Source organism: Paraglaciecola psychrophila 170 (assembly GCF_000347635.1).
GTDB lineage: Bacteria > Pseudomonadota > Gammaproteobacteria > Enterobacterales > Alteromonadaceae > Paraglaciecola > Paraglaciecola psychrophila.
Genome location: NC_020514.1, coordinates 4399804 through 4412823, shown reverse-complemented (window position 1 = coordinate 4412823; position 13020 = coordinate 4399804). Strand labels below are relative to the sequence as shown.

Sequence of the window (13020 nt, the reverse complement as noted above, 5' to 3'; positions counted from 1 at the left end):
ATGCTTTGTGACTAGGTTAGGAGATAAAACTTATACTTAGACAAACCTTAGATGATCCCTTTAATTTGGAGAGTTAGCATTGATTGAATCAGGCACGTTATTTATCGTCGCCACGCCTATTGGCAATCTGGAAGACATCACACACAGGGCTTTACGTATATTGACTGAAGTTGATTTGATTGCGGCTGAAGATACACGGCATAGTCAGCGTTTATTGCAACATTACGATATTTCGACGCGATTAACTTCATTACACGATCATAACGAATCGCAGCGGGCTAAGCAGCTTATCGAAAAGCTTAAATTGGGCGAGAATATAGCCTTGATTTCTGATGCGGGTACACCACTGATCAGCGACCCAGGGTATGGTTTAGTCAGTCAGTGCCGAGAAGCCGGGGTTAAAGTTGTACCATTACCTGGTCCGTGTGCTGCCATCACCGCATTATGTGCTGCGGGCTTAGCAACTGACAGGTTTAAGTTTGAGGGTTTTTTACCGGTCAAGGCTGTGGCCAAACAGCAGGCATTACAGCGTTTACTGACTGAGACCAGCACCAGTGTGTTTTATGAATCTCCCCGCAGAGTGGCAGACACTGTCAGGCAAATCGTAGCTGAGTTGGGTGAAGCCCGACAAATGGTGGTGGCAAAAGAGCTTACCAAAACTTTTGAAACGTTTTACTCCGGTAACGCCCAAGCTTGTTTGACTTGGCTTGAAGCTGATGCAAATCATCAAAGAGGTGAATTTGTATTAATGATTGCGGGTGAAAAACAGGATCAGACAGAAGTGTCAGATGATGCACTTAATTTACTTAAATTGTTAATGAAAGAATTACCCCTTAAAAAAGCGGCAGCTGTGACGGCTGAGCAATACAATTTAAAGAAAAATCACCTTTATCAGCTTGGCCTAGAATTAAAGTTATGAAGATGCAGGGCATCCTAGCCTCGCCAGTATTGTTGCTGTGTATGATGGCTTATTCAGGGCTTTCATATGCAAAGTGGTTTGAAGACAACCAAGGGATCATGGGCACCAATATTCACGTCGAACTTTGGAGTGAGTCTGTGCAGCAAGGTAAAGATGCCACTCAAGCGGTAATGGCCGAAATGCAGCGTATTAATCAATTAATGAGTCCGTATATTGAAAGCAGTGAGTTGAGTCAGCTTAATAGCCGTGGCTCTATATCCGCAGTGCCCGTATCAAAAGAGTTATTTGAGCTGATTTCTTTATCTGTTGAATTGGCTAAGGAGACAGATGGGGCATTTGATATTACTTTTGCTAGCGTCGGTTATTTGTATAACTATCGTGAAAATCAGAAGCCAAAGCAAGGCCAAATTGATAACTTGTTACAGGCCATTAATTACCGGCACATCAAGTTTAACGTGGATGAATACAGTATTTTCTTCGCCCATCCCAATGTGAAAATTGACTTAGGGGGAATTGCTAAAGGTCATGCAGTAGACAACTCTATCGGTATATTGAAACAACGTGGGATTAAATATGCCTTAGTGACCGCAGGCGGCGATACGAGACTGTTAGGTGACAGGTTAGGCAAGCCTTGGATGGTGGGGATTCGAGATCCCCGTAATAAAGTTAAACAGGCTGTGGTGTTACCTTTGGCTGATACTGGGTTATCGACTTCAGGCGATTACGAGCGTTATTTCGAACAAGACGGAAAACGCTTTCACCATATCCTATCTCCACAAACAGGTACTTCTGCTAATGCAGTGCAAAGTGTATCGATTATTGGTCAGCGCAGTACGTTAAACGATGCCCTATCTACCGCAGTGTTTGTTTTGGGTGTGCAAAAAGGCATGGACTTGCTAAATCGTACGCCGGGATATGATGCTATCATTGTCGATAATCAGCGAAAGATGCATTACTCCAACGCCTTGATGAAGTTATGGTAGGCCTTGAAATGACCTCTACAATTTTGATTGGTTTTTAGAGTAACGTTTATTTTCTAACCACTAACTTATGATTAGGTGTCTAGTGAGCAAAGTCAGAGGTCAAGCCAGTGATTCCATTCCCATTATTATTGATGTTGAAGCTAGCGGTTTTGGCTCCTTAAGTTACCCCATTGAAGTAGGTGTCATTAATCAGTCAGGCATTAGATTTTGCCGTTTAATTAAACCACAAAGCGACTGGACACACTGGGATCCGAAAGCTGAATCATTACACGGTATCAGTCGGCAATTACTGGCAGAAAAAGGTTTCTCGGCACAACAGGTTTGCCATCAACTGAATCAATTTTTGATGGGCCAGATAGTATATTCGGATGGTTGGGTAGTCGACGATACTTGGTTAATTAAACTTTTTTATGCCGCTAAAGTGACGATGCAATTTCATGTTAGTTCACTGGAAATGATCTTAAGCGAAACTCAAATGTCGTCATGGGACTCAACTAAAGACCGTTTATTTCAACAAATGCAAGAGCAGCGTCATCGAGCCAGCAGTGATGCTGCGCTTATCCAAAACACTTTTGTGACAACTCAGCAGATATGTATCAATAAAGCTAATTAGTTAAAGGTTTCTTAATTTATATAGTCCAACTAGTCATGACTGAAACTATTAGTTATTTAGTTTAACTTACTGCACCGCTTCGGAATATTTACGGTTTTAATAAAATAATGCGACAAAACCTTTTACCAAACGAGTTAGTTAACAACACTATTCGACTTCTAATGAGCCACGCACGGCTAACCTCGCAATTTTTTGTTCGCTTATAGCTACGCTTATAATGAGCGTGGCTATGCAAATAGTCGTTGCGGTTTATCAATTATAACGGTCATTTTGTGGATTAGCGTTAGTTAATATTGGTATGGGTTTGCTAAAATAAAGGGATGAACTCATCCGGCATAGATATGACACCGATTACTGAACATACAAATCTCGAAGCACAATTAATAGATGATATTGCTGACGCTTTGGTACAACATGGTTTTATCCGCTTACAGCACTTTTTACCTGAGTGGCTTGCTAACCAGCTGATGCACGAAGCAAAGCACTTAGCTTCAATCGAGTTTACACCTGCTGGTATCGGCCGTAACAATAATCAGCAAATAAATTCACAAGTGAGAACGGATTCGACTATGTGGTTTAGTGGTAATTCTGCCCCACAAAAGGCATATTTAGACTGGATGGAGCAATTGAGAATGGGTCTTAATAAGCGACTATTTATGGGGCTATTCGATTTTGAATGTCATTTTTCGCACTACTCAATAGGCGATTTTTATCAGCGGCACTTAGATGCCTTCAAAGGCCGAAGTAATCGAATTTTAAGCTCCGTATTTTATTTGAATCCCCACTGGAATAAAAATAACGGAGGAGAGTTACTTTTGTATGCTGGTGAACAACCATCACCTTTGTTAACTGTGTCTCCGGACTTCAACAGTTGCATCATATTTTTAAGCGATGTTTTCCCTCATGAAGTCCTTGCAAGCCGTTGTGATAGATTCAGTATTGCCGGATGGCATCGAGTCAATAGTCAGTCAGCAGAACATGTAGATCCCAGCAAATAAGTCAGCCTTATAAGTACTGCTTTAAATTGCTGAGTTGTTTCTATTTACCGAATTGAGCTAGTTTTAACAAGTTTGTTATTTGAGATACAAGTATGCAGTTGTTTAAGAAGTTTGTTTATTGGTTAGTGTTGCCGGTTGTAGCTCTGTTAATACTCTTGATTTTTTTTGGACGCCAATGGGTATTTAGTTACCTATCGCCTCCAGACATTTTTATTTTAGCTGACGCGCCTTCAGCACCTGATTTTAATGACAAATATTTTTGGTTGGCCCATCCTGATAAAAGTGACACCTCTGATCTTGTACCTATTGGTGTCGATACCAGTGGCGATATAATAAATAAAGCGGTAGATGTGTTTTTTGTTCACTCAACTGGATTTGTTGGCCCCGGTGGTTTGAATTCCTCTATGGAAATCAAAAACTCCGAAGCCCAATCAATCGAATATATGTTGTCGAGCATGGCGAGTATTTTTAACGGCTGCTGTAATATTTATGCACTCCATCACCGTGAAGCTCAATTACAGTCATTTATGCCTGAAAAATTTGATTCTGGCACCCAAGCTTTAGATTTAGCATACCAAGACGTAGAAGCAGCATTTGATTATTATCTCACTCACTTTAATCAAGGCCGGCCCTTTATTGTGGTTGGTCATAGTCAGGGCACAACTCACGCCTTACGCTTATTAGAACAAATGGTTGATAACACTGAGCTATATAAACAACTGGTGGCAGCCTATCTGGTGGGATATTGGATACCCAAGGATAAATTTAGTCGAGGCTTTGAGCAGATAATACCCTGCATTGATGCTGGCCAGACGGGTTGTATTGTTAGTTATGATACCTATGGCCAAGACGGTCAATTAGACGCTAACGTTCCTCACTGGTATAAAACTGGCTGGGAATCGAGTCAATTAGAAGAGGGTTCAATAAAACCCACTTTGTGTGTGAATCCATTAAGTTGGACAGATAAACTAGATATGGTGAACAAAAGTGCTCATGTAGGTGCTATGCCTGTAGAGTTTAAGCGCACACCAATGAATATGTTGTTAGCCAACAACCCTGGATTTATCTTTGAAAAATTGCCTGCATTAACGAGTGAGTTAACGTGGGCACAATGTATGCCTGATGGCAGACTAGAAATTATGCAACAGACCGATAATGCTTTTTCAAATCATTTAGAACAACCCAACAAAAGTTACCACGTACTCGACTTTAGTTTGTTTTACGGCAATATTCGTCAAAACACTATACACCGAGTCAATCAACTTATGCTTACAAATAGCGCATCCCAATCAGAATGATTATTTCAAGGAATATAGTATGACCACCTTTAAAAGTGCGTTTCAACAAACGCTCATAGCCTCTTTTTTACTGTGCTGCAGTTGTTTGGTTTTCAGTGTATCTGCTGCCGATCGCGTTGCGACCGGCAATAAAGCGCAACAACTGTATACCTCTCAACCTGACGTAACCCCAGAATTAGGAAAGCGGGGTAGTTATTCGGTTGGAGTAAGAACAATAGAGGTGACTAATCCACAACAACTTAGCGCTAAAGATTTTAAAAGTTTGGAAGATCGCTCTTTGACCTTAGAAGTGTGGTACCCAGCGAATGCCAAAGAAACAGATGTTGAAGCGACTTATGAGAATGTGACTCGCACTCATAAAGCGTTTTCTCTTCAAGGTAACAGTGTCAGAGACGCAGAAACCAACCCACAAAAAACCTATCCGTTGGTGGTGTTATCCCATGGATATACTGGTTATCGGACCATCATGTTTTATCTTGGGGAACATCTAGCTAGCCACGGATATGTAGTAGTAGGGATTGATCATACCGACTCAACTACCGCAGACATCGATTTTGTAAATGCTTCTTTTGCTGGTTTTCCCAGCACCTTAATTAATCGCGCCCGTGATCAACAATTTGTATTGGATTATTTCACATCAGCCAAGTCTGACTTGGCCAAAGTGGCGGATACAGAGCAAGCTTCTGTCATTGGTTTTTCCATGGGCGGTTATGGTGCATTGAATACTGTGGGTGGCTGTTACAATTTTAATCAACATGGTCTGCAAGGCTATGGTTTTACTGAGCCTACTGCAAAAGCATTGGTACCAGTGTTTAATATTTGTAATGCGGGAAGGAAACAGGTCGATAGTCGCTGGAAGGCCATGATTGCTTTCGCCCCGTGGGGACAAGAACAAAATTTACATAATGTGAATGCTATACAAGTACCGAGCTTATACGTTAGCGGCTCCCTAGATGATATTTCTGGTTACGAGCAAGGTGTCAAAAAAATATTTGAACAATCAACAGCAAAAGACAGCTTTATGTTGGTGTATGAAAATGCTCGTCACAACGTAGCACCTCATCCAGCCCCGGAAATTGCTTATGCTGCCGAAGCCGATTTAGGCCTTTATTATGAGCCTTCATGGAGCAGCGAGACCATTAATCGTATTAACCAGCATATGACACTCGCATTTTTAGACTGTTATATAAAAGAGCAGGAGTCTGCATGTGGCTATTTGCCAAAAAGAGAAAGTAGCACTCAAGTCAAACTTGCAGATGGCTCAACATCTAAACCTTGGCCAGGGTTTGCTAATAGATGGGGGGTAGGGCTCAAATTCTTTAGAAAATCATCAGAAAAATAACTGATGAATTTTCTAATAACCATCTAAAAAGTTAAGTGTAGATATATTAAGTGCTATTAACGTCAAAGATATTTTTAACGTAATAGCGCTGCTCAAATCCTCAATACTTCTATAATTACGTCACGTAAGTCTTATATCTATTGCTTATTATCTCGCAAAAAACAGCACATCTTTGTATGCAGTCAAGTTTGTTAATAACCTACTTTTGGTTTATGTGGCATGACATTAAATATTCTGAGATGATTTAAACTTAATGAAACTCTTTCTCAATACTCTATCGTGACGCCATTTCATCAACAGCCTGGTGCGTTAGGATTAGTGATGACTGGAGCGCGCAGAAAACGCCTTTTTTGATTAACTCACCATTATAAATTTGATGATTAAAATGCAATATAAATATCGTTCACTGCTGTGAACGATATTTTATCGTTATTGATCTTAGTTATTCTTGCGTAAAAGTTAAGCCCGCATTTGCAATAAGGCGTTTAATTAACTTGTCGCCCATAGCAGGCGCCGATGTCCAAATGCCGCCTTGGGTATCTTTTGCGTCTTTTACGAGACAAATCGCCGCTTCAGCAATGACTTTTGAAGTTGATCCGTAACCTGGATCTCTGTCGCCTGTCACTGCAACTTTGATGCTGTTACCTTCTGCATCGGAGCCAACATAAAGTAAATCGTAGAAGCCAGTTTCTCGCTCTTCTTTGCTTGGTCCTTCACCAGGTTTAGGTCCACCGTCGCCGCCCATGCTTTTGTCATTCGCCATCGCATTGGCAATGGTTTCACCTTTTTCACCGGGTCCTGTCATAAACATTTCGTCATAGACAAAATCGTCGCCATATTCGCTGTTTAACAAAAAGTTAGAGCGCTGCACATTACGTGTATTAATCGCTGCCATTACAAAAGGTGTCACCCAAGAGCCTAAATCATCTTCGTAATAAGGTTTATTGCCATAAGGTTGGTCGGCGCCCTTAAATCCAGGCGTGAGAGAAAATGGGTTGAGTAGGGCCTGCATTTTGGCCGGATCCTTTTTAGCCGCAATAAGAGTTTCTTTAAAGCTTGCTGCTGTTCCGCCCGAAAACGTGCCTTTCATTTTTCTAACACGGCACCTTACTCTAGGCATAACATGACCAAATTTTTCTTTGGCTAGTTGTTGCAAGTGATAAACACCTAAGTCCGATGGTATAGAGTCGAAACCACAAGAGAACACAATACGTGCTCCGCTGTCTTTAGCGGCTGCTTCATGGGCAGGGATCATTTCGCTCATCCATACTGGCTCACCACATAAATCAACATAATCTACTCCAGATTTAGCGCACATAGCCACCAAATCTGAACCGTACAATTGATAAGGTCCCACTGTGGTTAATACAAGCTTTGTGCTGTCTAACATCGCTTGTATTGTGCTTAAATCATCAGAGTCGGCCACCACCAAAGGTGTGTTTGAAGGTGCTCCAATATCATCTCTTACTTGTGCTAGTTTTTCAGCACTTCGTCCAGCCATTGCCCATTTCACTGAACTATCACCAGCGTATTGTTTAACTAAATACTCAGCAACTAATCGGCCTGTAAAACCAGTTGCACCATAAATAACGATATCGAACTTTTTGTGTGTACTCATTCAGTACTCCAATTAATTTTAGTGTATTGAGTGTAATGGGGATTATCGATAATTTTAATTTATTTGGGTAATGGCAAACTATATTCTTTAGTAATAAGCAGCGGAAGGCTAAATGAATAATGGACTCGATGCTTAATCCATCAAGCTGTGAATAAAAGTGTAAAAAAAACGAGCCTAAGAGACTCGTTTTATATTCAGTATATTCACTAGGAACTCTAGTTATAAATTTTACTAAGCTGTAACAATCTTACAAGCATTAGTACCGCCGATTGTTTCCATTACATCGCCGTAAGTCATAATGAACTGGTCGCCTGGCTCCAAAATACCTTTTTCTAATAAAATGGCGACAACATCATTTTTCAATTGACCAGGATCGCTGCCCCTTGAATCAAAAAATACTGGCATGACACCACGATATAACGCCATTTTATTAAGTGTACTTTCGTGTCTAGACATCGCATAAATAGACAAAGACGTGGTCATTCTTGACATTAACAAAGGGGTGCTACCACTTTCGGTCAAGGAGACAATTGCCTTGATAGTACTTAAGTGGTTAGCTGAATACACTGCACTCAAAGCGACTGTTTCGCTAACAGAGCTAAAGGATTCATCCATTCTATGCTTTGAAATAGTGACACTTGGATGCGTCTCTGCGCCAACGCAGACTCTTGCCATCGCTTCTACCGTTTCTACTGGGTATTCACCTGCGGCTGTTTCGGCTGATAACATGACGGCGTCAGTGCCATCTAATACTGCATTTGCGACGTCCATCACCTCTGCACGAGTAGGCATAGGGCTGGTGATCATTGACTCCATCATTTGGGTAGCGGTAATCACGACTTTGTTCAGCTGCCTAGAGCGAGCGATGAGTTTCTTCTGTACACCGACTAATTCTGCATCGCCAATTTCAACACCTAAGTCACCGCGAGCCACCATTACTGCGTCAGATGCTTCGATAATGTCATCAATGGCTTCGTCAGAGGCAACGGTTTCTGCACGTTCTACCTTGGCGCATATCATGGCATAACAACCGGCTTTTTCAGCGAGTTGACGGGCATACCGCAAATCGTCACCAGAGCGAGGGAAAGATACCGCTAAATAGTCCACACCAATCTTTGCTGCGGTCACAATATCTTCTTTGTCTTTGGCAGTGAGTGCTTCAGCAGATAAACCCCCGCCTTGGCGGTTAATGCCTTTATTATTTGATAATTTACCGGCAACTGTGACTTCGGTATGTACTTTATTACCTTCAACACTCGTCACTTTAAGTTGAATACGTCCATCATCAAGTAACAATAAATCGCCATTGTTGACGTCTTGGGGTAAGGCTTTATAATCAATGCCTACTGCTTGCTGGTTACCATCATCACGACCCATATCTGCATCTAAAATGAAATGATCACCCATCTTTAAGATAATCGATCCATCAACGAATTTAGCTACACGAATTTTTGGCCCTTGTAAGTCACCTAAAATGGCGACATATTTACCTAACTTTTTTGCTGCTGTGCGAACTTTTTCTGCTCGATTAATATGATCTTCGGCCGTACCATGAGAAAAGTTCATGCGAACCACGTTGGTTCCGGCTTTAATAATCGCTTCAATTTGTTCTACTGTATCTGTAGATGGACCTAGGGTAGCAAGTATTTTTGTTCGTCTTAACATAGTTTGAGTGCTCTGTTGTTGTGGCGCATGTGTCACCTATTTTCGCAGTACTCTGCATAAAATTGGTCTCGTCTAATAAAATATATACAGTCTCTGTAAGGCTATAATTTTCTGTGTAAATGTTGACTAAAATTAGTTATAAATAAACAAAAATGTAATTTTATTACGGAAGGGTAGTGCAAAATGGCCAAAAAGTTAAATTGAACTAATAAGATAGAAATCTTTGGAGCTATTTTATTAGGTGCGGATAGATTAATACTTTAATCAATGCGTTTATCAAATCTTGATCCGCGCAAAGTATCTTTGACACGTTTAAGATTTTCTCTGAATTTATTACCTCTTCTGAGGGTGAAACCTGTAGCCAATATGTCTATTAGAGTCAATTGTGCAATCCTTGATGCCATGGGCATATACATATCTGTATCCTCTGGGACTTCAAGGGATAAGACCAAGTTGCATTCTTTGGCTAATGGACTGTCTTTTGAAGTAATCCCCATAACAGTTGCATCATTTCCTCTGGCTATTTGGGCTATTTCAACCAAGCTTTTTGTTCTACCGGTGTGTGAGATCAATACCACTACATCACCTTCACCAGAATTCATACAGCTCATACGTTGCATGATAATATCTTCAAAATAAATAACTGGGACGTTGAATCGAAAAAACTTGTTTAATGCGTCGTGGGCAACTGAAGCTGAAGCGCCAAGCCCAAAAAAAGATATTTTTTGGGCTTGTGTTAACAAGTCAACGGCACGATTAATCGTAGGTATATCTACTGACTGTCGTGCAACCTCAAGTGAGGCCATAGTGGATTCAAAGATTTTATTGGTATATTCCTCAGGACCATCATCTTCTTCAACATGCCGGTTGACATAAGGCGTACCATTAGCAAGGCTTTGTGCTAAATGTAATTTAAAGTCTGGGTAGCCTTTGGTATCCAGTCTGCGGCAAAAACGATTCACTGTAGGCTCACTCACCCCTGACATTTTTGCGAGGGTGGCAATACTGCTGTGTATCGCTGTTTGTGGATTCGCTAATATAACTTCTGCGACCTTACGCTCAGACTTACTAAAGACAGAATTGTGCTGAATTATTTTTTCAAGAATATTCATGCGAGTACTGAAAACTTCATTATAATAGTTCCAATCAAGAGGCAACGTTACAATTATTTGTTAGCAGAAGAGTACTATAATTGTAATTTTTTAACAGGAATTCTTTCGGTTTAATGGACTAAAACACCTATAATGACAATTTTACCCGCTAAAGACCGTGGAAAGTTGTAAACTTACTACATTTGATGTTAAGTTTTAAGTTATGTGTAGGTTATTGGGTTATAATAGCTATTTGTTATGACAATTAACACTATCTATCAAAATTAAGTAGGCAGAAAAAATGGTTTTGGAAAATTCATTCGGACCTTGTGATTTCGTATTGTTTGGCACTATAGGTGATCTTGCCAGACGTAAACTTTTACCCTCTTTATATCAACTTGAAAAAGCTGATTTGATGCATGCCGAAACAAAAGTGATCGGTGTAGCGCGACAAGATATCAGTAGAGAAGATTACGTAACACTTGTAAAAGAAAATATTGAAAAATTTAGTAAAGAAGAGTTGTGCCAAGATACTTGGGAGCGATTCTCTGAAAAATTAGACTATGTCCAAATCGACATGAAAAATGCAGAGAGTTACAAAGCGTTTAAAGAACACGTCGATCCTAAGCGGATGATGGTTTGTTATTTTGCAACGCCGCCATCGATTTTTGGTGATATTTGTCTTGGTTTGAAAGCCGCTAAAATTATTGATAAAAGCATGCGGGTTGTTTTAGAAAAACCCATCGGTCACGACTTGGCATCATCTAAAGTGATCAATGATCAAGTGGCAGAGTTTTTTGATGAAAGTCAAATTTACCGAATTGATCATTATTTGGGGAAAGAAACCGTACTTAACTTGATTGCTTTGCGGTTCGCCAACTCTATATTTGCGACTAACTGGGATCATAATTGCATCGATCACGTGCAAATCAGTGTGGCTGAGTCTGTAGGTATTGAAGGTCGTTGGGGATACTTCGACGAAGCGGGACAAATGCGTGACATGGTACAAAACCATTTGTTACAAATTTTGACACTGATTGCAATGGAGCCTCCAGCCAACTTGGATTCGGATAGTATTCGCGATGAAAAACTCAAGGTACTTAAAGCATTACGCCCTATTAATGCGAGTAATGTTCGTCAAAATACTGTTCGTGGTCAATATGTTGGGGGATTTGTTAAAGGCCAGGAAGTACCAGGCTATTTAGATGAGCCCGATGCGAATACATCCAGTGAGACAGAAACCTTTATTGCCTTAAAAGTCGAATTAGACAATTGGCGTTGGGCTGGGGTGCCATTTTATTTGCGCACCGGGAAACGTTTACCCAATAAAACCAGTGAAGTGGTGATCTACTTTAAACGTCAACCACATAATTTATTTAAAGACAGTTTTCCGGAATTACCACCGAATAAATTAACCATTCGGTTGCAACCTGATGAAGGGGTTGAAGTCACTGTCATGAATAAAGTGCCAGGACTTACAGGAAGAGGGTCAATGGACTTACAAAAATCTAAGTTAAATTTGAGCTTTTCCGATACGTTCAAAGATGAACGTATCGCTGATGCTTATGAAAAGCTGCTGTTGGAAGTTATGTTGGGTAATCAAGCCTTATTTGTTCGTCGTGATGAAGTAGAGGCCGCATGGAAGTGGGTAGATGGTATCCTAGCTGCTTGGAAAAACAGCAAAGAACCACCTGAACCTTATCAGGCCGGTACATGGGGGCCAGTAGCGTCAATCGCGCTACTTGCTCGTGAAGACAGAGCTTGGTGTGAAAGCAGCATGGGAAAAAAATAATGGCATTATCGCAATCAAAATTTCGAACAACTGAACAACTTAATACTGCATTTTCTCGTAAAATCATGAAGTTACTGAGAGATGGTATAGAAGAAAATGGCCGAGCAAGCTTAGTTGTATCAGGAGGCAAAACGCCGGCTGAACTTTTTACTTTACTGTCAAAGTCTAATTTAGAGTGGGAAAAAGTTGATATTAGTTTGGCAGATGAGCGCTGGGTAGATAATACCGACGACGCATCTAACGAAAAAATGTTGCGCTCTACGTTACTGATTAATAAAGCTGCTAATGCTAATTTTGTGCCGTTGAAAACTCAACATGACGACGCTGAAGATGCAGTATTGACCTGTACCGAGAATTTGCAAAAAATGCGCACACCTTTTGATGTGTTGATTTTAGGTATGGGTGAAGATGGCCACACTGCGTCGTTGTTTCCTTGCTCAGAACAAATTGCCCAAGGATTAGACCTTGAGTCAGGCAATACATTTATTGCGGTTCAGCCTAAAACCGCTCCAAACCAACGTATGACAATGACCTTGCCTGCATTATTAAACAGTAATCAAATATTTTTGCATCTAACTGGCGAAAGCAAGAAAGAGGTATTAAATACGGTTCTGTCAGATGACGACGCTATGGTTATGCCAATTAGAGCTGTCATCAACAACGCTGATGTCGAACTTTTGTGGGCACCCTGATTAATTTTT

General features: G+C 40.7%; 11 protein-coding genes. 8 read left to right on the top strand and 3 right to left on the bottom strand.

Annotation, left to right across the window (positions count from 1 at the left end; all coding sequences use genetic code 11):
- Positions 1-79 precede the first annotated feature (79 nt).
- The 6 genes from rsmI (at position 80) to C427_RS19265 (ending at position 6153) form a co-directional block, all read left to right on the top strand.
- On the top strand, positions 80-919 hold the full coding sequence (gene rsmI, locus C427_RS19290) for a 16S rRNA (cytidine(1402)-2'-O)-methyltransferase (protein WP_007639907.1): 840 nt from the start codon (positions 80-82) through the stop codon (positions 917-919).
- A 2-nt stretch (positions 920-921) separates the two neighbouring features.
- The gene (locus C427_RS19285) at positions 922-1902 is read left to right on the top strand and encodes an FAD:protein FMN transferase (RefSeq protein ID WP_015431214.1); all 981 of its coding nucleotides are present in this window, start codon (positions 922-924) and stop codon (positions 1900-1902) included.
- 82 nt (positions 1903-1984) lie between these two features.
- Entirely contained in the window at positions 1985-2515 is a 531-nt protein-coding gene (locus tag C427_RS19280; protein ID WP_007639911.1) for a hypothetical protein, read from the top strand.
- A 341-nt stretch (positions 2516-2856) separates the two neighbouring features.
- Positions 2857-3513 carry a 2OG-Fe(II) oxygenase gene (locus C427_RS19275; protein ID WP_007639913.1) on the top strand — a complete coding sequence of 219 codons (657 nt, stop codon included), beginning with the start codon at positions 2857-2859 and terminating at the stop codon, positions 3511-3513.
- Positions 3514-3605: 92 nt separating this feature from the next.
- Complete coding sequence (locus C427_RS19270) at positions 3606-4811, top strand: DUF3089 domain-containing protein (protein WP_007639915.1); 1206 nt, start codon at positions 3606-3608, stop codon at positions 4809-4811.
- A 19-nt stretch (positions 4812-4830) separates the two neighbouring features.
- Positions 4831-6153 (top strand): alpha/beta hydrolase family protein, encoded by a 1323-nt coding sequence (locus tag C427_RS19265; protein WP_007639917.1) that lies wholly within the window; start codon positions 4831-4833, stop codon positions 6151-6153.
- Between the two features lie 442 nt (positions 6154-6595).
- Here C427_RS19265 and C427_RS19260 read toward each other — a convergent pair whose 3' ends face one another.
- The 3 genes from C427_RS19260 to C427_RS19250 all read right to left on the bottom strand — a co-directional run bounded on the left by C427_RS19260 (position 6596) and on the right by C427_RS19250 (position 10548).
- Positions 6596-7771 carry a saccharopine dehydrogenase family protein gene (locus C427_RS19260; protein ID WP_007639919.1) on the bottom strand — a complete coding sequence of 392 codons (1176 nt, stop codon included), beginning with the start codon at positions 7769-7771 and terminating at the stop codon, positions 6596-6598.
- A 231-nt stretch (positions 7772-8002) separates the two neighbouring features.
- On the bottom strand, positions 8003-9436 hold the full coding sequence (gene pyk / locus C427_RS19255; RefSeq protein WP_007639921.1) for a pyruvate kinase: 1434 nt from the start codon (positions 9434-9436) through the stop codon (positions 8003-8005).
- A gap of 260 nt (positions 9437-9696) precedes the next feature.
- Positions 9697-10548, bottom strand: coding sequence for a MurR/RpiR family transcriptional regulator (locus tag C427_RS19250; RefSeq protein ID WP_007639923.1), 852 nt, complete (start codon positions 10546-10548; stop codon positions 9697-9699).
- A 280-nt stretch (positions 10549-10828) separates the two neighbouring features.
- Between C427_RS19250 and zwf the strand changes: the two genes are divergently transcribed.
- Together zwf and pgl are read left to right on the top strand one after the other, a co-directional pair.
- Entirely contained in the window at positions 10829-12319 is a 1491-nt protein-coding gene (gene zwf, locus C427_RS19245; RefSeq protein WP_007639927.1) for a glucose-6-phosphate dehydrogenase, read from the top strand.
- Positions 12319-13011 (top strand): 6-phosphogluconolactonase, encoded by a 693-nt coding sequence (pgl, locus tag C427_RS19240; RefSeq protein WP_007639935.1) that lies wholly within the window; start codon positions 12319-12321, stop codon positions 13009-13011. The genes zwf and pgl overlap by 1 nt, the downstream gene beginning before the upstream one ends.
- The last annotated feature ends 9 nt before the right edge of the window (positions 13012-13020 follow it).

What these genes read in the sequence shown, in the direction of transcription:
- C427_RS19285 (WP_015431214.1), top strand. Translation starts at nt 922, where the DNA reads ATGCAGGGCATCCTAGCCTCGCCAGTATTGTTGCTGTGTATGATGGCT.
- C427_RS19275 (WP_007639913.1), top strand. Translation starts at nt 2,857, where the DNA reads ATGACACCGATTACTGAACATACAAATCTCGAAGCACAATTAATAGAT.
- C427_RS19270 (WP_007639915.1), top strand. Translation starts at nt 3,606, where the DNA reads ATGCAGTTGTTTAAGAAGTTTGTTTATTGGTTAGTGTTGCCGGTTGTA.
- C427_RS19265 (WP_007639917.1), top strand. Translation starts at nt 4,831, where the DNA reads ATGACCACCTTTAAAAGTGCGTTTCAACAAACGCTCATAGCCTCTTTT.
- C427_RS19260 (WP_007639919.1), bottom strand. Translation starts at nt 7,771, where the DNA reads ATGAGTACACACAAAAAGTTCGATATCGTTATTTATGGTGCAACTGGT.
- pyk (WP_007639921.1), bottom strand. Translation starts at nt 9,436, where the DNA reads ATGTTAAGACGAACAAAAATACTTGCTACCCTAGGTCCATCTACAGAT.
- C427_RS19250 (WP_007639923.1), bottom strand. Translation starts at nt 10,548, where the DNA reads ATGAATATTCTTGAAAAAATAATTCAGCACAATTCTGTCTTTAGTAAG.
- zwf (WP_007639927.1), top strand. Translation starts at nt 10,829, where the DNA reads ATGGTTTTGGAAAATTCATTCGGACCTTGTGATTTCGTATTGTTTGGC.
- pgl (WP_007639935.1), top strand. Translation starts at nt 12,319, where the DNA reads ATGGCATTATCGCAATCAAAATTTCGAACAACTGAACAACTTAATACT.